This window comes from Sphingomonas benefaciens (assembly GCF_052907485.1).
Window position 1 is genome coordinate 491,868 of the sequence record NZ_JBREIC010000001.1, and the last position, 20,178, is coordinate 512,045.

General features: G+C 67.7%; 20 protein-coding genes and 1 tRNA gene. 4 read left to right on the forward strand and 17 right to left on the reverse strand.

What is annotated here, in order from left to right; translation table 11 throughout:
* Positions 1-3 precede the first annotated feature (3 nt).
* The 3 genes from ntrX to hflX all read left to right on the forward strand — a co-directional run bounded on the left by ntrX (position 4) and on the right by hflX (position 3,279).
* The gene (ntrX, locus tag ACU5AX_RS02355; protein WP_446689507.1) at positions 4-1,374 is read left to right on the forward strand and encodes a nitrogen assimilation response regulator NtrX; all 1,371 of its coding nucleotides are present in this window, start codon (positions 4-6) and stop codon (positions 1,372-1,374) included.
* A gap of 125 nt (positions 1,375-1,499) precedes the next feature.
* The gene (hfq, locus tag ACU5AX_RS02360; RefSeq protein ID WP_198352910.1) at positions 1,500-1,985 is read left to right on the forward strand and encodes an RNA chaperone Hfq; all 486 of its coding nucleotides are present in this window, start codon (positions 1,500-1,502) and stop codon (positions 1,983-1,985) included.
* 4 nt (positions 1,986-1,989) lie between these two features.
* Positions 1,990-3,279, forward strand: coding sequence for a GTPase HflX (gene hflX, locus ACU5AX_RS02365; RefSeq protein ID WP_446689508.1), 1,290 nt, complete (start codon positions 1,990-1,992; stop codon positions 3,277-3,279).
* Here hflX and mazG read toward each other — a convergent pair.
* The 8 genes from mazG to ACU5AX_RS02405 form a co-directional block, all read right to left on the reverse strand.
* Positions 3,265-4,023: a nucleoside triphosphate pyrophosphohydrolase gene (mazG, locus tag ACU5AX_RS02370; RefSeq protein ID WP_446689509.1), complete on the reverse strand. Its 759-nt coding sequence runs from the start codon at positions 4,021-4,023 to the stop codon at positions 3,265-3,267. The genes hflX and mazG overlap by 15 nt on opposite strands.
* Before the next feature lie 57 nt (positions 4,024-4,080).
* Entirely contained in the window at positions 4,081-4,698 is a 618-nt protein-coding gene (locus ACU5AX_RS02375; RefSeq protein WP_446689510.1) for a retropepsin-like aspartic protease family protein, read from the reverse strand.
* Positions 4,695-5,459 (reverse strand): MBL fold metallo-hydrolase, encoded by a 765-nt coding sequence (locus ACU5AX_RS02380; protein ID WP_446689511.1) that lies wholly within the window; start codon positions 5,457-5,459, stop codon positions 4,695-4,697. Before ACU5AX_RS02380 ends, ACU5AX_RS02375 begins: the two co-directional genes overlap by 4 nt.
* Positions 5,456-6,244, reverse strand: a complete 789-nt coding sequence (locus ACU5AX_RS02385; RefSeq protein ID WP_446689512.1) for a TatD family hydrolase — start codon at positions 6,242-6,244, stop codon at positions 5,456-5,458. The genes ACU5AX_RS02380 and ACU5AX_RS02385 overlap by 4 nt, the downstream gene beginning before the upstream one ends.
* Positions 6,244-7,800 (reverse strand): methionine--tRNA ligase, encoded by a 1,557-nt coding sequence (gene metG, locus ACU5AX_RS02390; RefSeq protein WP_446689513.1) that lies wholly within the window; start codon positions 7,798-7,800, stop codon positions 6,244-6,246. Before metG ends, ACU5AX_RS02385 begins: the two co-directional genes overlap by 1 nt.
* Before the next feature lie 264 nt (positions 7,801-8,064).
* Positions 8,065-9,048 carry a DNA polymerase III delta subunit-related protein gene (locus tag ACU5AX_RS02395; RefSeq protein WP_446689514.1) on the reverse strand — a complete coding sequence of 328 codons (984 nt, stop codon included), beginning with the start codon at positions 9,046-9,048 and terminating at the stop codon, positions 8,065-8,067.
* A gap of 5 nt (positions 9,049-9,053) precedes the next feature.
* The gene (locus tag ACU5AX_RS02400) at positions 9,054-10,220 is read right to left on the reverse strand and encodes a D-alanyl-D-alanine carboxypeptidase family protein (protein ID WP_198352902.1); all 1,167 of its coding nucleotides are present in this window, start codon (positions 10,218-10,220) and stop codon (positions 9,054-9,056) included.
* A 64-nt stretch (positions 10,221-10,284) separates the two neighbouring features.
* Entirely contained in the window at positions 10,285-11,331 is a 1,047-nt protein-coding gene (locus ACU5AX_RS02405) for a lytic murein transglycosylase (RefSeq protein ID WP_446689515.1), read from the reverse strand.
* Between the two features lie 106 nt (positions 11,332-11,437).
* Between ACU5AX_RS02405 and ACU5AX_RS02410 the strand changes: the two genes are divergently transcribed.
* A tRNA-Ser gene (locus ACU5AX_RS02410) sits at positions 11,438-11,527 on the forward strand.
* Between the two features lie 72 nt (positions 11,528-11,599).
* Here the strand turns inward: ACU5AX_RS02410 and ACU5AX_RS02415 are convergent.
* The 9 genes from ACU5AX_RS02415 to ACU5AX_RS02455 form a co-directional block, all read right to left on the reverse strand.
* Positions 11,600-11,911 carry a PilZ domain-containing protein gene (locus ACU5AX_RS02415; RefSeq protein ID WP_446689516.1) on the reverse strand — a complete coding sequence of 104 codons (312 nt, stop codon included), beginning with the start codon at positions 11,909-11,911 and terminating at the stop codon, positions 11,600-11,602.
* A 52-nt stretch (positions 11,912-11,963) separates the two neighbouring features.
* Positions 11,964-12,197, reverse strand: a complete 234-nt coding sequence (gene rpmE / locus ACU5AX_RS02420; protein WP_198352898.1) for a 50S ribosomal protein L31 — start codon at positions 12,195-12,197, stop codon at positions 11,964-11,966.
* 103 nt (positions 12,198-12,300) lie between these two features.
* The gene (fabZ, locus tag ACU5AX_RS02425; protein WP_446690448.1) at positions 12,301-12,753 is read right to left on the reverse strand and encodes a 3-hydroxyacyl-ACP dehydratase FabZ; all 453 of its coding nucleotides are present in this window, start codon (positions 12,751-12,753) and stop codon (positions 12,301-12,303) included.
* Positions 12,754-12,800: 47 nt separating this feature from the next.
* On the reverse strand, positions 12,801-13,523 hold the full coding sequence (locus ACU5AX_RS02430; RefSeq protein WP_446689517.1) for an OmpH family outer membrane protein: 723 nt from the start codon (positions 13,521-13,523) through the stop codon (positions 12,801-12,803).
* A complete protein-coding gene (bamA, locus tag ACU5AX_RS02435) occupies positions 13,523-16,258 on the reverse strand; it encodes an outer membrane protein assembly factor BamA (protein ID WP_446689518.1) in 2,736 nt (911 codons plus the stop codon). The genes ACU5AX_RS02430 and bamA overlap by 1 nt, the downstream gene beginning before the upstream one ends.
* 69 nt (positions 16,259-16,327) lie before the next feature.
* The gene (rseP, locus tag ACU5AX_RS02440; protein WP_446689519.1) at positions 16,328-17,461 is read right to left on the reverse strand and encodes an RIP metalloprotease RseP; all 1,134 of its coding nucleotides are present in this window, start codon (positions 17,459-17,461) and stop codon (positions 16,328-16,330) included.
* A complete protein-coding gene (locus tag ACU5AX_RS02445; RefSeq protein ID WP_446689520.1) occupies positions 17,458-18,633 on the reverse strand; it encodes a 1-deoxy-D-xylulose-5-phosphate reductoisomerase in 1,176 nt (391 codons plus the stop codon). Before ACU5AX_RS02445 ends, rseP begins: the two co-directional genes overlap by 4 nt.
* A complete protein-coding gene (locus ACU5AX_RS02450) occupies positions 18,630-19,436 on the reverse strand; it encodes a phosphatidate cytidylyltransferase (protein WP_446689521.1) in 807 nt (268 codons plus the stop codon). The genes ACU5AX_RS02445 and ACU5AX_RS02450 overlap by 4 nt, the downstream gene beginning before the upstream one ends.
* On the reverse strand, positions 19,433-20,170 hold the full coding sequence (locus ACU5AX_RS02455) for an isoprenyl transferase (RefSeq protein ID WP_446689522.1): 738 nt from the start codon (positions 20,168-20,170) through the stop codon (positions 19,433-19,435). The genes ACU5AX_RS02450 and ACU5AX_RS02455 overlap by 4 nt, the downstream gene beginning before the upstream one ends.
* Positions 20,171-20,178 lie beyond the last annotated feature (8 nt).

Consider the following 20,178-nt stretch of genomic DNA (forward strand, 5'->3'; position numbering starts at 1 on the left):
ATCATGGCCCTCGACATCCTCGTCGTCGACGACGAACACGACATTCGCGAACTGGTCGCCGGCGTCCTCGAAGACGAAGGCTATGAGACGCGCGCCGCCGCCGACAGCGATGCGGCGCTGGAGGCGATCGCGACGCGGCGGCCGTCGCTGGTGCTGCTCGACGTCTGGCTGCAGGGCTCGCGGCTCGACGGTCTCGACCTGCTCGACGAGATCAAGCGCCGCGATCCGTCGATCCCGGTCCTCGTCATCTCCGGCCACGGCAATCTCGACACGGCCGTCTCCGCGATCCGTCGCGGCGCCTCCGACTTCATCGAAAAGCCGTTCGAGGCGGAGCGGCTGCTGCTGCTCGTCGCCCGTGCTACCGAGACCGAACGGCTGCGTCGCGAGGTCGCCTCGCTCCGCGCCAGCGCCGGGCGGGAGAACGACCTGACCGGCAGCTCCGGCGCGATCAACACGGTGCGCGCCACCTTGAAGCGCGTCGCCGCGACCGGCAGCCGCGTGCTCATCATGGGCCCCGCCGGCGTCGGCAAGGAGGTCGCCGCCCGGCTGCTCCACGGCTGGAGCAACCGCGCCCAGGCGCCGTTCGTCATCGTCAGCGCCGCCCGCATGACCCCGGAACGCGTCGAGGAAGAGCTGTTCGGCGTGGAGGAGGGGGGTGATCTCGTCCGCACCGGGCTGCTCGAACAGGCGCATGGCGGCACGCTGTTCCTCGACGAGATCGCCGACATGCCGGTCGCGACGCAGGCGCGCATCCTGCGGGTGCTGACCGACCAGAGCTTCAGCCGCATCGGCGGCACCCGCACCGTCAAGGTCGATGTCCGCGTCGTCACCGCCACCTCGCGGGATTTGACCGACGAGATCGCCGCCGGTCGCTTCCGCGAGGACCTTTACTACCGTCTCAACGTCGTCCCCGTCAGCATCCCGGCGCTTTCCGAACGGCGCGAAGACATACCGGCGCTGGTCGAGCATTTCATCGCCCACTATGCCAACGAACGCCGCGTGCCGACGCCGGAAATCGCGGCCGACGCCATGGTCGCACTGCAGTCCTACGACTGGCCCGGCAATGTCCGCCAGCTCCGCAACGTGGTCGAGCGGACGATCATTCTCGCCCCCGGCGATCGCATCGGCCGCATCGATCTCGACCTGCTGCCCGCTGAGGTGCTCGGCGAGCGGGGCGATATCGGCGGAGGCGGCGCGATCATGGGCGCCCCCTTGCGAGAAGCGCGGGAAACCTTCGAGCGCGAGTATCTGCGCGTCCAGATCCGCCGCTTCTCTGGAAACATCAGCCGCACGGCGAGCTTCATCGGCATGGAACGCTCCGCGCTCCACCGCAAGTTGAAGCTGCTCGGCATTACCGACATGCGCGACGATTGATCCGGGTGGACGTACGCGATCTGCGTCCATACATAACTGACTGGCGTCGTCGCTCGACGCCGATCCGACGCCGGGAAACGGCGCGATAGCGGGCAAACGGCTCGCCAAGAACGAAAGGCTTTTTCATGGCCGACAAGCAAGGTTCGCTGCAGGACCTATTTCTCAACGCCCTCCGCCGCTCGAAGACCCCGGTGACCATGTTCTTGGTCAAGGGCGTCAAATTGCAGGGCATTGTCACCTGGTTCGACAATTTTTCGGTGCTACTGCGCCGCGACGGCCAATCGCAGCTGATCTACAAGCATGCCATCTCGACCATCATGCCCTCTGGTCCGCTTGATATCGCCGCAATCGTCGACTCGGTCGGCGAGTCACAACGCAAGCAGCCGTTGCTGCAGGAGATCTTCCTGAACGCCGTCCGCAAGGCGGAGGATTCGGTGACGATGTTCCTGATCAACGGCGTCATGCTGCAGGGCCAGATCGCGGGCTTCGACCTGTTCTGCATGCTGCTGCAGCGCGAGGGCATGGCGCAGCTCGTCTACAAGCACGCCGTCTCGACGATCCAACCGTCGCGGCCGCTCAACCTTGCCGACGAAGGCGACGACGCAGAGTGACCGCGTGAGCACCGGCTTCAATCGTGACCGCGACGAGTTCGCCCGTGGGGGCAGGGCCATCGTTGTCCTGCCCGACCAGGGTGACGCGAGCCGCGACGCCGAGGCACGGCTGGACGAAACTGCCGGTCTGGCCGCCGCGATCGGGCTGGTCGTCACCGACCGGCTCGCCGTGCGCGTCCGTGCGCCGAAGCCGGCGACGCTGATCGGCAGCGGCCAGGTGGAGCAGATCGCCACGCACGTCCAGCAGGACGAGGCGGATCTCGTCATCTTCGACGCCAGCCTGACGCCCGTGCAGCAGCGCAATTTGGAGACCGGTCTCGGTGCCAAGGTCATCGACCGCACCGGCCTGATCCTGGAAATCTTCGGCGAACGTGCTGCAACTGCGGAAGGACGGTTGCAGGTCGAGCTCGCCCATCTCGACTATCAGGCGGGTCGGCTGGTCCGCAGCTGGACTCACCTGGAGCGGCAACGCGGCGGCTTCGGCTTTCTCGGCGGCCCGGGCGAGACGCAGATCGAGGCGGATCGACGACTTATCCGCGATCGCATGGCACGGCTCCGGCGGGAACTCGAGCAGGTGAGCCGGACGCGCGGCCTTCACCGCGATCGACGCCAGCGTGCGCCATGGCCGGTGATCGCGTTGGTCGGCTACACGAATGCGGGCAAGTCGACGCTGTTCAATCGCCTTACCGGCGCGCATGTCATGGCCGAGGACCTGCTGTTCGCGACGCTGGACCCGACGCTACGGCAAATCTCGCTTCCCGGTATCGACAAGGCGATCCTGTCGGACACGGTTGGCTTCGTGTCCGACCTGCCGACGCAGCTAGTCGCGGCCTTCAAGGCGACGTTGGAAGAAGTGGTATCCGCCGATCTGCTGATCCACGTTCGCGACATCGCGCATCCCGACAGCGAGGCCCAGCGCGCCGACGTCGAGGCGGTGCTGGCGGAGATCGGTGTCGGCGACGCGACGCCGCGGTTCGAAGCCTGGAACAAGCTCGACCTGCTAGACGGCGAGGCGCGGGAGGACATGCTTGCCGAAGCGGCGCGACGAGAGGACGTCGTTGCGATCTCGGCCCTGACCGGAGCAGGGGTAGATACGCTGATCACGGCCGTCGCCGCCAAGCTTACCGCCGGGCATCGCCGTTATTGGATCACCCTCGACGCGGCCGATGGCGCGGGCGCGGCTTGGCTGCACGCGCATGGCGAAGTCATCGGCCAGCAGAGCGAGGGGCTGCAGACGCAATATGAGGTGCGTCTGGCGGAACGCGATTACGAACGCTTCCTACAGCGGCATTGAGCCTTTCACCCGCTGCCACAGCGCCTCCTTGGCATCCAGGTCGAGCTGGGGGAAGGCCTCACCGGCTAAAGCCTCCATGGCCCGGAAACGGGCCTCGAACTTGGCATTGCCTCGGCGCAGCGCCGACTCCGGATCGACGCCCAGGTGCCGGGCCCAATTGACGACGGCGAAGAGAAGGTCGCCAATCTCTTCCTCGACGTGGTCAGGCGTAGTCGCGTCGGCGACCTCGGCCAGTTCCTCGGTGATCTTGGCGCGCGAGCCGTCGGCGTTCGGCCAGTCGAAGCCGACGCGGGCGGCGCGCTTCTGGAGCTTCTCGGCGCGAAGCAGGGCGGGAAGGCCAATCGCGACGCCGTCCAACGCGCTGGAGGCACCCTTGGCGGCCCGTTCCGCAGCCTTGAGCTCTTCCCAGCGGTGATGGCCGCCCTCGGTCTCGTCGCCGAAGATATGGGGGTGGCGCCGTTCCATCTTGGCGCTGATCGCATCGGCGACGTCGCCGAGATCGAAGGCGCCGCATTCTTCGGCAATGCGGCTGTGGAAGACGACCTGGAGCAGCAGGTCGCCGAGCTCGTCCATCAGATCGGCGACGTCGCCGCGGGCGATGGCATCGGCGACCTCATAGGCTTCCTCGACCGTATAGGGCGCAATGGTCGCCCAGGTCTGGGCGACATCCCATTCACAGCCATGCTGCGGATCGCGGAGGCGCGCCATGATGGCGACGAGACGGTCGATCTTCTCATTCTTCACGCACAGATACGCCGCAGCGCCCCCCTCTCGCTCAACCTGCGAGTTCGATAATATGTATTATGTTAAATCCTGCGGGTGATGCGGTTCGAGGATCAGTGTCCGACCCTCGACACGCCAGGATTTCAGCTTGGACAGGAAGTTCATGCCGAGCACGTCGGTATCGCCGAATGCGGGTGATACGACGACGCCCAGATCGCGCGCCGCGATGTCGCCCAGCCGCAGCTCCCCAACGGTTGCGGTCTTGGCGGTGATGCGGCCGTTGGCGGTGCTGAGCACCATCGGGAACATGCCGTCCTTCACCGCCAGACCGGCGGCGTCGGCGGTCGCGGTCGACAACGCGGTCACCGTCGCGCCGCTGTCGACCAGCATGCGCCGTTCGACCCCGTCGACGTTCACTCGCGCCCAGAAATGGCCGTCCGGGCTCATCCGGATGCGCGTTTCCTTGCCGACAACATTCTGGTCGTCGAGCTTCAAGAGCGCGGCGATGCGCTGGAGATACGGATCGAATTGCTCACGCTGGTTGACGACGACGAGCAGCAGCGCCGCGATGATCCCCCAGGACGCGAGCGAGAACAGCACGCGCAGGATCGGCACGCGGCGTGCGATCAGGGCAGAGATCGGCAGGATCAGGAGAAGCAGATACAGAGCGGCCTGACCGCCCAGATCCGGTGTCATAGATGAAATTCCAGCCCGTCGTAGCCCGGCTCCACGCCGGCGGGCAGCGTCGCGCGGAGCGTCGCATAGTCCATACTGTGATCCATATGTACGAAGGCTGACCGGCCGGGAGCGAGCGCCTCGATCCAGCCGAGCACCGTCGGTACATCGGGATGGGTCGGATGCGGCGCATAGCGCAGGGCGTCGACGATCCACACGTCGAGACCGGTGTAGAGCGTCCGCATCGCCGGCGTCAGTTCATGGAAATCCGTGGCATAACCGACGCTCTTGCCGCCCGCCGTGAAGCGGAGCCCGGCCGACAGGATATTGCCGTGCGGCTGGTCGACCACGTCGATCGTGATCCCGCCGACCTTCAGCCGATCGCGCAGCGGCTGACCGGCGACGGTCGACGGATAGCCGCGTCGACCGGCGAAGACATAGGTGAAGCGCGCCTGCAACGCCTCCAGCGTTCCCGGCCGGGCATAGCCGGCGACCGGATGGCCGAGCGCATGGAAGATCTGGCGGACGTCGTCGATGCCGTGGCAATGGTCGGCGTGATCGTGTGTCCACAGGATCGCGTCGACGGTGGCGACGTCGGCCGCGAGCAGCTGTTCGCGCAGATCGGGGCTGGTATCGACCAGCACCCTCACCCCGTCATGCTCGACCAGCAACGACGCACGGGTGCGGCGGTTGCGCGGCTCGGTCGGATCGCAGCTGCCCCAATCATTGCCGATCCGCGGCACGCCCGACGACGTGCCGGAGCCGAGGATACGAACCCTCATGTCCGCCCGGCTTGCCCGGCCTTGCCGAACAAGGTGAAGAAGTTGGCCGCCGTTCGTGCCGCCAGATCCTCGACCGTCTCGCCGCGCAGCTGCGCCAGGAAGGCCGCGGTGTCCGCGACGAAGGCCGGTTCGCCGGTCTTGCCGCGATGCGGCACCGGAGCGAGGAACGGCGCGTCGGTCTCGATCAGCAGCCGGTCCGCGGGCAGGCGTGCCGCCGTCTCCTGTAGGTCGCGCGCATTCTTGAAGGTGACGATCCCCGAGATCGAAATGTAGAGACCGAGCGCGAGCGCCGCGTCGGCGAAGGCGCCGCTGGCGGTGAAACAGTGGATGACACCGGGATAGACCCCCTGCTCCATCTCCTCGCCGAGGATCGCAAGCGTGTCCTCCTCGGCATCGCGGGTATGGACGATCAACGGCAGCCCGGTCTCGCGCGATGCGGCGATATGGGCGCGGAAGCTCGCCTGCTGACGGGCGCGGTCGGAATGATCGTAGAAATAGTCGAGACCGCTCTCGCCGATACCGATGACGCGGGGATGCTGCGCGCGGGCGACGAGCTTGGCGGTGTCGACATGCGGATGCTGGTCCGCCTCATGCGGGTGGATGCCGACCGAGGCCCAGACGTCCGCCTCGCGTTCCGCGGTGGCGACGATCTCGTCCCACTCCCGCTCGCGCGTCGCGATGTTGAGCATCGCGGAGACGCCGCGGGCCCGCGCGCGCGCCAGCACCGCCTGCTGCTCCTCGACCAGCCCCTTATAGTTGAGGTGGCAATGACTGTCGGCGAACATCAGGCGACCTCCGCCGCCGGCAATTCGAGCCGGGGGAAGACGGGCGATGGTGGCGCAATGACGAAGCCCGCCGCCTCCGCCCTCGCATACCAGCCATCGTCGTCGATCGCGGCATGGTCGCGCTCGGCCGCGCCGATTTGATCGAGCACCTTGGCCGCCGAGGCCGGCACCACGGGCAGGATGGCGATGGCGAGCATGCGGATCGCGCGCACCAAGGTGCGCAGCACGGCGTGCATCCGTTCGGGATCGGTCTTGCGGAGCGCCCAGGGCGCCTGCGCATCGATATATTGGTTGCAGGCGAAGACGCCGCGCATCCACGCCTCGATCCCCTGGCTCAGCATCAGATCGTCGAAGGCGGTGCGCAGGCCGGCGCAGGCGACGACCATTTCCTCGATCAGCATCGCATCCGCCGGATCGGCACGCCCTTCGCCGGGCAACGTACCGCCCAGGTTCTTGGCGATGAACGACAGCGTGCGCTGGGCGAGGTTGCCGAAGCTGTTGGCCAGTTCAGCATTGACGCGGGTGACGATCGCCTCCGCCGAATAGCTGCCGTCCTGGCCGAAGCTGACCTCGCGGAGCAGGAAATAGCGGACCGCATCGACGCCGAAGGCGTCGGTGAGTTCGTCGGGGCTGACGACGTTGCCGACCGACTTGGACATCTTCTCGCCGCGGTGGAGCACGAAGCCATGGGCGAAGACCTGACGCGGCAACGGCAATTGCGCCGCCATCAGGAAGGCCGGCCAATAGACGGTGTGAAAGCGGGTGATATCCTTACCGATCAGATGCAGATCGGCCGGCCAATAGCGCGCCATCATCGCCGCATCGTCGGGATAGCCGGCGCCGGTGAGGTAGTTGGTCAGCGCGTCGACCCAGACGTACATGACGTGGCCGGGGCTGTCGGGCACCGGCACGCCCCAGTCGAAGCTGGTCCGCGACACCGACAGGTCGGACAGCCCCCCTTCGACGAAGCGCAGCACTTCGTTGCGGCGCGCTTCCGGCCGGATGAAATCGGGGTTGGCGGCGTAGAAATCGAGCAGCGGCTGCTGGTATTTCGACAGGCGGAAGAACCAGGTCTCTTCCGCGGTCCATTCGACCGGCGTGCCCTGCGGCGACAGGCGCTGCCCCCCCTCCCCGTCGACCAGCTCCTTCTCGTCGTAAAAGGCTTCGTCGCGGACCGAATACCAGCCTTCGTAACGGTCGAGATACAGATTGCCATTGGCCTGCATCGCGCGCCAGATCGCCTGGCTGGCGGCATAATGATCCGGCTCGACGGTGCGGATGAAGCGATCGTAGCTGATATTGAGAGTGGCGGCCATGTCGCTGAAATAGGAGGACATCTGATCGGCGAACGCGCGCGTTTCCATGTTCCGGGCACGGGCGGTTTGGGCCATTTTGAGGCCATGTTCATCGGTGCCGGTCTGAAAGCGCACGTCGCGCCCCGCCTGACGCTGGAAGCGCGCAATCGCATCGGCGGCGATCATCTCATAGGCATGGCCGATGTGCGGGCGGCCGTTGGGATAATGGATCGCGGTGGTGATGTAATAGGGATCGGCCATGGCGCCGGGCTCTACGCGATCGACGGGACGAGGTGAAGCCTGCTCGCCAAGGGTGTGGGGTCGGCAGAGGCGGCCCATCCTCGGGGTCCCGGCAGCCGTCCCTGACGCATGCCGTCATCCCCGCGCAGGCGGGGATCCAGATACGCTGACCTTTCGTCCATTGACCGAAACGGCGGCGCGTCTGGATTCCCGCCTTCGCGGGAATGACGAAGAGGGTGTGCGGCCTGCGCATACGGCGCGCCGCGCCTCCGCCGGCATCATGGATCAGCGCAGCGTCGCCAGGATGCCGGCCATCTCATATACCGTCGCCTGGGGATCGAGCGACAGGCCGACCGCCGCGCCGGCGAGGTCGCGGGCGGCGGCCTGCGCGTCGAGCGCCGCCTTGAGACGCGGACCGGTGCGGCTGCGCGCCTCCCGCGCGATGAGCGCAGGCACGCGTTCGAGAAACAGTTCGTAGCGCAACGCGCTCGCCTTGCCGGCCAGCGTCTTGGCCAAGGCGGCGCGGCGGGCATTGCCGGGGTCGCCGTCGGTCGCGATCGCGGCGATCGCGGCGTCGAGGCCGGCGACATCGAGCCCGGCATAGCGGACCGCACGGCCGGGCGCCCCCTCCCCGCTGCGCACCAGCGTGGCGATCTCGTCCGCGTCGGCCTCGGGCAGCAGGGCGCCGAGCGCCTGCGTCATCTCCGCCTCGTCGAGCGGCGCGAAGCGCAGCAGGCGGCAGCGCGAGCGGATCGTCGGCAGCAGCCGGCCGGGGGCGTGGCTGACCAGCAGGAAGATCGTGCCGGCGGGCGGCTCCTCGAGGTTCTTGAGCAACGCATTGGCGCCGCCCCGCTCGAGGTCGTCGACCGCGTCGATGATCACGACGCGGCGCGGCCCCATTGCCGGCGTCGTCGCGAACATCGGCTGCAGGCTGCGCACCTGTGCGATGGTGATGCTGCGCGCGAGATCCTGGTCGGGCTTGTCCGCATCCTTGGGCAGACGGCGCAAGATGCGCAGGTCCGGGTGCGAACCAGCCTCGATCAGCGCCCGGGTCGGATGGTCGGCGGGGACGGCGAGACCGGGCGGCAGCGGGCGGGCCGCGCCCGCCTCCGCCAGCATGCGCAGGGCAGCAGCCTCGGCGAAGCGCGACTTGCCGACGCCCTCCGGCCCGGTGATCAGCCAGGCATGATGCAGCGACCCGCCATGGAGGGCGGCGAGGAAGGCGGCCTGTGCCGCGGCATTGCCGAACGGCGGCCCGCCCCCCGTCATCGCGTTCAGCCGAACAGCGAGGTCAGCCCCGCCCAGGCGCGGCCGAAGAAGCCGGCCTCGCCGACATCCTGTGCCGCGACCAGCGGCAGCCGCTGTTCGGGCATATCGGGCGAGGTGATGACGAGGTCGGCGATATGCTGACCCTGTTTGATCGGCGCGCGGATCGGACCTTCGTAGACGACCTTGGCGCTGAGTTGCGGCGCGGCGCCGGACGGCAGCGTCACGGTCAGCTGCTTGGGGGCGACTAGGCCAACCTTGCTGCTGCTGCCCATCTGCACCTCGGCGGTGCTGACTTCGCGGCCGGCGGCAACGACCGGCTTGGCCTGCCAGGCGCGGAAGCCCCAGTCCATGAAGCGCACCGACTCCTCGGCGCGGCCGCTGTAGGTCGGCAGGCCGGCGACGACCATGACGAGGCGGCGGCCATTCTGTTCGGCCGAGCCGGTGAAGCCATAGCCTGCCTCTTCGGTATGGCCGGTCTTCAGGCCGTCGGCACCGGCGACGCGGCCGAGCAACGGGTCGCGGTTCGCCTGGGTGATGTCCGCGCCCGCGCCCAGCGTCTTGCCCCAGGTGAAGTTCGGCAGCGAGTAGAAGCGCTTGTAGAGGTCCGGAAAGTCCTTGATCGTCGCCGCGGCGAGATGGGCGAGATCGCGCGCGGTGACATAGGTCGCCCCGCCGTCGGGCCAGCCGTTCGACGTGCCGAAGTGGCTGTTGGTCAGGCCGATGCGCTTGGCGGCATCGTTCATCCGGTCGGTGAAGCTCTGCTCGGTGCCGCTGATGCCCTCGGCCAGCACGACGCAGGCGTCGTTGCCGGACAGGGTGACGATACCCTTCAGCAGGTTCTCGACACTGACATTCTCGCCCGAGGAGAGGAACATGGTCGATCCGGCCTGCGGGCCGTGCCACTTCTGCCAGGTCTCCGGCCGGACCTGGAACGTCTGGTCGAGCTTCAGTTCGCCCTTCTTGATCAGGTCGAAGGCGACGTAGACGGTCATCATCTTCGCCATCGATGCCGGCGGCATGCGGCGATCGGCGTCGCGCTGGTAGAGGACCGCGCCCGACGACAGATCCTCCATATAGGCGATCGGCGCGGTGCCCTGGAACTGCGGCGCCGCGGCGATGGTCGGCGTGGCAAGCAGGGCGGCGAGCAACGGGGCGGCGATCAGCTTGTTCATGTCGGCGTCTAAGGCTTTCGAGGCAGGGAGAAAGGCGGCAGCATAGGGAGGTGACGGCGCGGCGTCATCCCTCCACGGCGTCGGCGAGCAGGCCGACCGACAGGGCGTAGAAGTTGGAGCAATTATAGTCGAGGATGACGCGATAATTGCCGGTCAGCAGATAGGCGGTGGCGTTCGGGCCGTCCGGCTCGATCAGCGTCGCCAGCACCGAATCGGCGGGCCAGCCCCTGCCCTGCGGCTGCACGCCGAGCGCGCGCCATTCGGCCATCGTCTTCCAGCCGCTATGTCGTTCGAACACGCGCGGGCAGCGCGGCGAGACGAGGCGGTTGGTCAACTGGCTGCGGTCGAAGCCGGCGGGAACGCGCACCGCGATCCCCCATGGCTGGCCCGGGCGCCAGCCGGCGTTGGCGAAATAATTGCCGATCGAGGCCAGCGTGTCCGCCGGGCTGTTCCAGATATCGACACGGCCGTCGCCGTCGCCATCGCGGCCAAGGCGCAGATAGACGGAGGGCAGGAATTGCGGATTGCCCGTCGCCCCCGCCCAGCTGCCGACCAGTTGCGCGCGCGGCACGCCACGGTCGAGCATCTTCAGCCCGGCAATGAACTCCCCGGCGAACAGGTCGCGGCGGCGCCCCTCGTAGGCAAGGCTGGCGAGGCTGCGCAGCAGATCGAAATTCCCGGTATAGGCCCCGTAATTGGTCTCATGGCCCCAGATCGCGACCATGATCGATTCCGGCACGCCGGTCTGCCGCTCGACCGCGGCGAGGCGGCCGCGCTGCGCCTGATAGGTCGCCCGGCCGCGCGCGATCCGTGCGGCGTCGACATGGCTGCGCTGATAGGGCGCGAAGGGCGGCGTCGCGGTGCTGCCAGGATTGCCCGGCTGGGCGCGATCGAGTTCGATCGTGCGGGTGCTGAGCGTCAGCGTCGGAAACACCGCCTCGACCGTCCGCGGCCTCACTCCGGCGGCCAGCGCCTGCGCGCGCAGCTGCGGCAGATAGGCCTGGAAGCCCGCCTCGTCCTGCGCCGCGACGGGCGTTGCCCCGCCGAGCGTCAGCGCCACCGCGGCGACGGTCGCGCCGCGCCGCCATCGTCCTGAGATCAGCCCCCACATGGCCAAGCAGGTGCCACAGGGGGCCGCCGCGGTGAACCCCGGATCGTCGCGCCCCTTGCACGCCATGCCGCGCTCGGACTATCGAGGCACCACGCCCCGCGCATGCGGAGAGGTGGCCGAGTGGTTTAAGGCAGCGGTCTTGAAAACCGTCGTGGGTTCGCGCCCACCGTGGGTTCGAATCCCACCCTCTCCGCCAGCGGGCGAGCCGACAACGACGGTCGGCTCCTCCTGGTCCGTCAGCCGGCCGCGGTCAGCCGGCTTTGCGGCCCTAGCGGTTGAGCGCCACCAGCTTGTCGAAGACGTTCATGTCGAGCGGATGGTGAAACTGACAGCCGGCGGTGAAGTCGTCCGCCCACATCACGTCGGCGGCGATCGAGCCCGCCTCTGGCAGGGTCAGCCAGATCGTCGTGCCCTTGGTCAGGGCCGAATAGGTGTGGAGCCGCGCACCGTGGATCGAGATGTCGACCACCTTGCAGAGGGTACGCGCGGCCTTGCCGATCTGCGCATCCAACGAAACCGGCGCGCGCGGGGCGCGGCGCCGGCCGTTGGATTCGGCAGATTCATATTCAGCCGCGAACATGATCCATCCGTTACGGCCGGATTGGTTGCGGCTGCGTTAACGAAACGTCGGCTCAGCCCTTGCGGAGCGTCAGACCACCGCCGAAACGCTTGTTGAAGCGCGCGACCTGGCCACCCGCGTCGAGCATCTGGCCGCGCCCGCCGGTCCAGGCCGGGTGCGCCAAGGGATCGATGTCGAGCTGCATCGTGTCGCCTTCCTTGCCCCAGGTGGAGCGGGTCTCGAACACGGTGCCGTCGGTCATCTGGACCTTGATCATGTGATAGTCGGGGTGGGTATCGGCCTTCATCGTCACGTTCCTTGTGGCGGCTGGTTCCGACCAGCCTGAAAGAGGAAGGCGGCGCCCGTAACCGGGACGCCGCCATTTGTCAAAAGTCGCAAAGGTCGCACGATCACGCCTTGGCAGGCGGATCGGCGATCATCGCGGTAAAGTTGGCTTCGGCAACGACTTGCCCGTCGATATTCGCAACCCCTGCGAACTTGCAGACGCTGGCGCGCTTCTGCACGAAACTCGCCTCCAGCCGGAGCAGCACGCCCGGCTCGACCGGCTTGCGGAATTTCGCACCGTCGATCGCCATGAAATAGACGAGCTTGCCCGAGCCGGCGAGGCCGAGGCTTTCCACCGCCAGGATGCCCGCCGCTTGGGCCAGCGCCTCGACGATCAGCACGCCCGGCATGATCGGGCGGCCGGGGAAATGGCCCTGGAAGAAGCCCTCGTTGATCGTCACCGCCTTGATCGCGGCGATCGACTCGTCGGGAACGAGTTCCACGACGCGGTCGACGAGCAGCATTGGATAACGGTGCGGCAGAGCCGCCATGACCTTGGTCACGTCGTAACCGGTCATGGCGCCTCTCGCCGCGTTGGTCGTGTCGTCGCTCACCGGGTCAGCGCTCAGCGGCCCTGCGGCGCTTTGCCGGTGGTCGCCGGCGCGGCGGCGGCACCGGCACCCGGCGCGGCCTGCGCCTGACGCTGCGCGTTGGCGGCGACGATCTGGCGATACTGCTGGAGCAGCTGCACTGTGTCCTGCTGCGGCTGCCAGTTGGCCGGCGGCGTGATCGTCACGGTCGGGGTCGAACGATCGATCTCCGCGATCACGTCGCGGGTCACGTCGGTCGCCGGCGGCGCATATTGGATCGCGTTCGGGGTGAGCACGATGCTGATCTTCTTGGCATTGACCACCGCGCGCAGTGCCGCGTCATACTTTTGCGAGATCTGCTCGATCGCATAGGCCTGGGCCAGCGTCGCCGGACGCTGCAGCGATTCGATCTGCGGCTCCGCCTTCTGCTGGGCGGCGCGGATCTGGTTGCCGATCGCGCTGTTCGGCGCCTGCGCGGCCTGCAGTTCGGCCTGACTGACCTGGCCGTCCTTGTTGGTGTCGAGCAACGTGCGCAGCTGGGTGTTGAGCGCGGTCTGCTGCGACGCCGCCTGGTCGAGCTGCGTCTTGTAGGTGGTCGCGATCTGCTGGTTGGCCGCGTCGAACGCCTTGGCGCTGAGGATCGCGGCGTCCGGCTGAACGGTGGCGATGCCCGCGGTCTGCGCGACCGCGCCGCCCGCGACGAGAGCAGCGGCCATGCCGGCCGCCGCGACGAGCGACGTCTTGGTGATAGTCTTCATTAGAACTGGGTCCCTACGTTGAAGGTGATGAGCTTGGGATCGTCGCCCTTCTGGGTCACGATCGCCTTGGCGAGATCGATGCGCAGCGGGCCGAACGGCGAATTCCAGTTGACGCCGACACCGACCGAGACGCGCGGCAGCGCGGTGCTGCCGTAATAGACTTCCTTAAACGGCGCGGTGGAGGTCTGGTACAGGCTGTTCGTCGAGGATCCCGAGCAGGCACCCCCGCCGGTCGACGAATAGCCGATCGCGCAGGTGGTCACCGCACCGGCATTGGTCGTGTCGGTCGACGAGACGATGTAGAGCTGGCGACCGGAGCTGTCCTTCACCGGCGTGCTGATCGGCAGCACCGTGACGTTGCCGTTGGAATCGGTGATCGTCGGGAAGGTCGCGGTCGGCAGCGGCCGGGTCAGGTTCCACAGGCTGCCCGCCTGGACGTAGATCGACGGCCGCAGGCCGAGCTCGCGCGCCCCGGCGCCGAGCGGCAGCTCCAGCTCCGCCCGCGCGAGGTAATAAGCGGTGCCGCCCAGCGCGTCGTCGACGATCTGGTCGCGGTCGGTGACCAGCACCTGCTTGCCGTTCGCATCCGTCGTGTACGGGATACGCTGCACGCGCGGGCCGACGCCGCGAATGTCGAAGCCGCGGAACTGCGGCTCGCCGAGATACCAGCGATCGGTGATGCGGACCTTGTCGATACCGGCGCCACGGCTGCCTTCGAGCGACTTGATATAGCCGCCCTCGCCCAGCACCGAGAAGACGAAGCCGCCACCCAGGCCCCAGAATTTCGATCCTTCGGCGCGGGTGCGGATATATTTCACGTCACCGCCGAGACCGGCGAAATCCTGGCTGAACGAGAAGCGCTGACCGGCGGTCGGCCGCAGGCGGCTGTTGAGGCTGTCGAAGATCAGCGAATAGCCGATCGACGAGGTCCAGCGGTTGCCGATCGCCTCGCACAGATAGCGGCCGGCCTTGAGCGGATCGCAGGCGCCGTCGGTGAAATAGGTCGCCTGATCGAGCCCGACTTCGTCGTAGGACAGGCCGTAGCGGCCGGCGAGCTGCCAATATTCGGTCAGCGGCACACCGGCACGAACCTGGAAGCCGGTCGACACCTGCGAATAGGTCGTCTGCCGCTGCGTGCCGATATAGTTGAAGGAATTGTAGTCGCGACGGAACACGTCGAACGCGACCGCGACGTTCTTGTCGAACAGATACGGCTCGGTGAAGCCGAGTTCGACCGACTTCGAATAGGTCGAATAGTTGACGCCGGCGCGCAATTCTTGGCCCTTGCCGCGGAAGTTGCGCTGCGTGATGTTCGCCTGGATGATGAACCGTTCGAGGCTCGAATAGCCGACGGACAGCTGCAGCTCGCCGGTCGACTTTTCCTCAAGGTTGGTTTCCAGGACGACGCGATCGGGGGCGGAACCGGGGTTCTGCTTGATCTCCATCTTGTCCTGGAAGAAGCCCAGCGAGTTGATGCGATCCTGCGACCGCTTGACCTGGAAGCTGTTGAAGGCATCGCCTTCGGCAAGCCGGATCTCGCGGCGGACGACCTTGTCCTGCGTCTGCGTGTTGCCGTTGATCTCCACCCGCTCGACATAGGTGCGCTGCGCCTGGCCGATGTGGAAGTTCAACCCCATCGTCAGCGTTTCGGGGTCGCGGTTATAGTCCGGCTCGACGTTGGTGAAGGCGTAGCCGAACAGGCCGGCCGCCTCGCTCAGCTGGTCGATCGAATCCTCGACCAGCTTCGCATTGTACCAATCGCCCTTCTTGACCGGCAGCGATGCGGCCAGCTTCTTGTTGTCGAAGTCGCGGATCTCGCTGTCGACGGTGACGTCGCCGAACTTGTAGCGCTTCCCCTCTTCGACGACGTAGGTGATGATGAAGTCGCGCTTGTCCGGCGTCAGCTCGGCGACCGCGCTGGTGACGCGGAAATCGGCATAGCCCTGGGTCAGGTAGAAGAGGCGCAGCTTCTGCTGGTCGGCGTTGAGCCGGTCCTGGTCGTAGCTGGTGTTGGACGACAGCAGGCGGAACCAGCGCGACTGCTTGGTGTACATCTCACCACGCAGCTTGTCGTCGCTGAACACCTCGTTGCCGATGATGTTGATCTGGCGGACCTTCGACTTCGGCCCCTCGGTGATTTCGAACACCACGTCGACGCGATTCTGGTCGAGGCTGACCATCTTCGGGCTGACCACCGCGGCGAACCGGCCCTGCCGGCGGTAGAGTTCAATGATCCGCGCGACGTCCTGGCGCACCGCGGTACGGGTGAAGATCTGACGCGGCGCGAGCTTGATCTCCTTGGTGATCTTGTCGCTCTTGAGCGCCTTGTTGCCTTCGAGAATGACGCGGTTGATGATCGGGTTCTCGCGCACCCGCAGCACGATGTCGCCGCTCTCGACGCCCGAGATCGAATAGTCGACGAACAGTTCCGACGCCTGCAGGTCCTTCAGCGCCTGGTCGAGCGACTCCGGCGTGTAGGGCGCGCCGACGCGCAGCTTGGTGTAGGACAGCACCGTCTCGGGCTCGATGCGCTGCGATCCCTCGACGCGCAGCGTCTTGATCACGCGCTGCGGTGCCGGCGTGGCCGCGGCCTGGCCGGCGGGCGCTGCCGCCGTCGTGCCCGGCGCCGGCGCAGCGGGATTGGCCGGTTTGGTCTGGGCCATCGCGGGCACGCCCGACAGCACGGTGCCGGCCAGCAGCAACGCGCCCGTCTGCGCGAATTTCGAACTCTTCATCGCGGTCACTCAACCCACCCCAAATACGTCAGGCGAAAAGGCCCGGGCGCCAGCCCTGCCCCAAGCGGTTCAGCCGATCAACCCGGCCAGCCGTTGCCAAAGGCCCACGGCGATCAAATCGTTGAAGGTCACGACCAGCATCAGCGCCAATACCATCGCCAGCCCGCCGCGGAACGCCCATTCCTGGACGCGCGGTTCGAGCGGGCGGCGGCGCACGGCCTCGATCGCATAAAAGAACAAATGGCCGCCATCGAGCATCGGAACTGGCAGCAGGTTGATGAACCCCAGATTGATCGACAGCATCGCGACCAGCCAGACGAAGGCCGACCAGCCGAGCGCCATTTGCTCGCCGGAGATCTTGGCGATGCGGATCGGGCCGCCGAGTTCGTCCATCGAGCGGCGACCGCTGATGATCTGGCCGAGCGTCTCGAGCGTGCCGCCGATGATGTCGACCGTCATCCGCACGCCGGCGACCGGCGCCTCCAGCAGACCGACGCGCGCCAGCACGGGATCGCCGCTGGCGATGCCGATCCGGCCGATGCGATATTCATTGCCGAAGCGATCGCGCTGATGAACCGTGCCGATGTCGAGCGGCCGCGTCACGACGCTGCCGGCGTGGTCCACCGACAGGTCGACATGCTGGCCCGGCCGGATCAGTGCGAAGCGCGCGACGTCGGAGAAGGTCGCCATCGCGCGGCCGTCGATCGCGACGATGCGATCACCGGGGACGAGGCCGGCCTTGGCGCCGGGGCCCGCCGCGACGACGCTGCCGACCACCGCCGGCGTGCGATCGACGCCATAGGCATAAGCGAAGCCGGCGAGGATGAGGACGGCGAGCACGAGATTCACCGCCGGTCCGGCGGCGACGATGACGGCGCGCTGCCACAAGGGCTTGGCCTGGAAGGTGCGGCGGCGTTCGTCGGCGGGCAGCGACAGCCAGGCGGCGTCGGGCTGGCTCGCCGGGTTCATGTCGCCGGCGAAGCGGACATAGCCGCCGAGCGGCAGCCAGCCGAACTTCCAGCGGGTGCCGCGCCGATCGGTGAAGCCCGCGACCTCGCGCCCGAAGCCGATCGAAAAGGCCTCCGCCTTTACGCCGAACAGCCGCCCGGCGAGATAATGGCCCATTTCGTGGATAAAGACGAGCGGACCGATCGCACACAGGAAAGCGACGGCGGTCAACAGGATACCCGGAGACTGGATCAAGCTACGCAACCCTCAACGCGCGAACCGTGCCCCTGTACCAGTTCTTCCGCCAATCGTCTCGCTTCGGCATCGACGGCAAGGACATCCTTGAGCGTACCGGGCGGCGGCGGATCGAACCGGTCGAGGGTATCGGCGACGATTGCGGCAATTTCGAGGAAGCCGATGCGGTTCGCCAGAAAGGCGGCGACCGCGATCTCATTGGCGGCGTTGAGGATCGCCGGCCGCGCGCCACCCGCGTCGAGCGCCTCGCGCGCCAGCCGCAAGGCCGGGAAACGCACCGCATCCGCCGCCTCGAAGTCGAGCCGGCCGATCTTGACGAGGTCGAGCGGCTCCATCGGCGTCGCCATCCGCTCCGGCCAGGCGAGCGTGTGGGCGATCGGCACGCGCATGTCGCTGGGGCCGAGCTGGGCGAGCATCGACCCGTCGACATAATCGACCATCGAATGAATCACCGACTGGCGGTGCAGCACGATCTCGATGCGGTCGGCGGGGATCGGGAACAGACGCGCCGCCTCGATCAGCTCCAGCCCCTTGTTCATCATCGTCGCGCTGTCGACGCTGATCTTCGCGCCCATCGACCAATTGGGGTGGGCGACCGCCTGTGCCGGGGTGACGGCGCGCATCCGCTCCGTCGACCAATCGCGGAACGGGCCGCCGCTCGCGGTCAGGATGATGCGGCGGACGCTCGCCGGGCGGGCGGCGTCGAGGCATTGGAAGATCGCATTATGCTCGCTGTCGGCGGGCAGCAGCGTGGCGCCGGTGCGGGCCGCGGCGGCGAGGATCACCTCCCCTGCCGAGACCAGCGGCTCCTTGTTGGCGAGGACGACGGTGCCGCCGCCTTCGATCGCCGCCATCACCGGGCCGAGCCCGGCGCAGCCGACGATCGCCCCCATGGTCCAGTCGGCGCCGCGCGCCGCATCGCACACCGCTTGCGCGCCGCCCGCCGCCGCGATGCCGGTGCCGGCGAGCGCATCGCGCAGGGCGGGCAGACAGCGTTCGTCGGCGACCACCGCCAGCTCGGCCCGGGTCCGCTGCGCCGCGGCGGCAAGGCCGTCGACGTCGCAATTCGCGGTGAGCGCGCGGACGCGGAAGCGATCGGGCTCGCGCTCGACCAGATCGAGGGTCGAGGTGCCGACCGAGCCGGTGGCGCCGAGGATGGAGACGGTCTTCATGCGGTGAGCAGCTGCGGCAGGATGACGAGCAGCGCGGCGACCGGGGCGACCGGCACGACGCCGTCGAGCCGGTCGAGAAAGCCGCCGTGGCCGGGGATCAGATCCCCCGAATCCTTGACGCCGGCCCGACGCTTGAGATGGCTTTCGTAGAGATCGCCGAGCTGCGCGAGTACGGCGAGCAATGGCGTCGCGAGCATCAGCCGCAGCGGCAGCCCACAGGCAAGGTGCATCGCCAGCGCGAGCAGGCTGGCCGCGACGATCCCGCCGATCAGCCCCGCCCAGGTCTTGTTCGGGCTGACGCGCGGCGCAAGCTTGGGACCGCCGATGCTGCGCCCGGCGAAATAGGCGCCGATGTCGGTCGCCCAGACCAAGACCAGCGCCCAAAGCGCATAGACGAGGCCATCGGGCTTCTGGTGGCGGATCAGCAGCAAGGCGAAGATCGGCAGGCCGACATAGAGCGTGCCGATGCCGAGCTGCGGCCGGCGGGTGACGATGGTGACGAAGAAGAACACGCCGGCGAGCAGGCCGAGCGCGAAGAAGTTCGGGCCGGCGGCGAGCGGACTCATGATCGCCAGCGCGGTGAATAGCGCGAATTGCGCCAGGCGCTTGTCGCGCGGGCCCGCGCCGTGCAGATCGCTCCACTCGGCCATCATGAACACGCCGGCGACGGCGGTGAGCAGCCACAGCGGAAAACCGCCGAGCACCAGCGCGACCAGCGCCAGCGCGATCAGGCCGAGCCCGGTGACGGTCCGGACGACGAGTTCGGAGGGCCGTCGCGGCGACGGCTGATCGGGCGAGGTCACAGGCCGCCGTAACGCCGCTGCCGCCGCCCGAAGGCCGCGACCGCCTCCGCCAGCGCATCGCCGTCGAAATCGGGCCACAGGGTGTCGACGAACAGCAATTCGGCATAGGCCGCCTGCCACAGCAGGAAATTCGACAGGCGCTGTTCGCCCGACGAGCGGATCACCAGGTCGAGCGGCGGCAGGTCGGCGGTGTCGAGTTCCGCTTCGATATCCGCCGCGGTGATTGCGGCCGCATCGATGTCGCCCGCCGCCGCGCGCGCGGCGAGCCGCTGCGTCGCGGCGACCAGTTCCGCCTGCGATCCGTAGTTGAGCGCGATCGCCAGGATCGGCCCGGTGTTGCCGGCGGTCCGCGCCACCGCATCGTCGACCAGCTCGACCAGATCGGGCGCGAAGCGGCGATAGTCACCGATGATGCGCAGCCGCACGTTCTCGGCGACGAGTTCGGCGAGGTCGGAGCGGATGAACAGCCGCAACAGGCCCATCAGCGCGCCGATCTCGTCCTCCGGCCGCCGCCAATTCTCCGACGAGAAGGCGTAGAGCGTCAGCGCCTCGATCCCCATCGCCCGCGCGGCGCGGGTGACGCGGCGCACCGCCTCGACCCCCGCCTTGTGGCCGGCGACACGGGGCAGCAGCCGCTGTTTCGCCCAACGGCCGTTGCCGTCCATGATGATCGCGACGTGGCGCGGAACAAGGCCGCTGTCGGGCACGGCCGACAGAAGGGGGGCGCTGCTCATGCCATCGC

What these genes read in the sequence shown, in the direction of transcription:
- hfq (WP_198352910.1), top strand. Translation starts at nt 1,500, where the DNA reads ATGGCCGACAAGCAAGGTTCGCTGCAGGACCTATTTCTCAACGCCCTC.
- ACU5AX_RS02375 (WP_446689510.1), bottom strand. Translation starts at nt 4,698, where the DNA reads ATGACACCGGATCTGGGCGGTCAGGCCGCTCTGTATCTGCTTCTCCTG.
- ACU5AX_RS02385 (WP_446689512.1), bottom strand. Translation starts at nt 6,244, where the DNA reads ATGTTCGCCGACAGTCATTGCCACCTCAACTATAAGGGGCTGGTCGAG.
- ACU5AX_RS02405 (WP_446689515.1), bottom strand. Translation starts at nt 11,331, where the DNA reads ATGTGGGGGCTGATCTCAGGACGATGGCGGCGCGGCGCGACCGTCGCC.
- ACU5AX_RS02430 (WP_446689517.1), bottom strand. Translation starts at nt 13,523, where the DNA reads ATGAAGACTATCACCAAGACGTCGCTCGTCGCGGCGGCCGGCATGGCC.
- rpmE (WP_198352898.1), bottom strand. Translation starts at nt 12,197, where the DNA reads ATGAAGGCCGATACCCACCCCGACTATCACATGATCAAGGTCCAGATG.
- ACU5AX_RS02415 (WP_446689516.1), bottom strand. Translation starts at nt 11,911, where the DNA reads ATGTTCGCGGCTGAATATGAATCTGCCGAATCCAACGGCCGGCGCCGC.
- ACU5AX_RS02445 (WP_446689520.1), bottom strand. Translation starts at nt 18,633, where the DNA reads ATGAAGACCGTCTCCATCCTCGGCGCCACCGGCTCGGTCGGCACCTCG.
- bamA (WP_446689518.1), bottom strand. Translation starts at nt 16,258, where the DNA reads ATGAAGAGTTCGAAATTCGCGCAGACGGGCGCGTTGCTGCTGGCCGGC.
- ACU5AX_RS02395 (WP_446689514.1), bottom strand. Translation starts at nt 9,048, where the DNA reads ATGACGGGGGGCGGGCCGCCGTTCGGCAATGCCGCGGCACAGGCCGCC.
- ACU5AX_RS02400 (WP_198352902.1), bottom strand. Translation starts at nt 10,220, where the DNA reads ATGAACAAGCTGATCGCCGCCCCGTTGCTCGCCGCCCTGCTTGCCACG.
- metG (WP_446689513.1), bottom strand. Translation starts at nt 7,800, where the DNA reads ATGGCCGATCCCTATTACATCACCACCGCGATCCATTATCCCAACGGC.
- ACU5AX_RS02455 (WP_446689522.1), bottom strand. Translation starts at nt 20,170, where the DNA reads ATGAGCAGCGCCCCCCTTCTGTCGGCCGTGCCCGACAGCGGCCTTGTT.
- ACU5AX_RS02380 (WP_446689511.1), bottom strand. Translation starts at nt 5,459, where the DNA reads ATGAGGGTTCGTATCCTCGGCTCCGGCACGTCGTCGGGCGTGCCGCGG.
- fabZ (WP_446690448.1), bottom strand. Translation starts at nt 12,753, where the DNA reads ATGACCGGTTACGACGTGACCAAGGTCATGGCGGCTCTGCCGCACCGT.
- ntrX (WP_446689507.1), top strand. Translation starts at nt 4, where the DNA reads ATGGCCCTCGACATCCTCGTCGTCGACGACGAACACGACATTCGCGAA.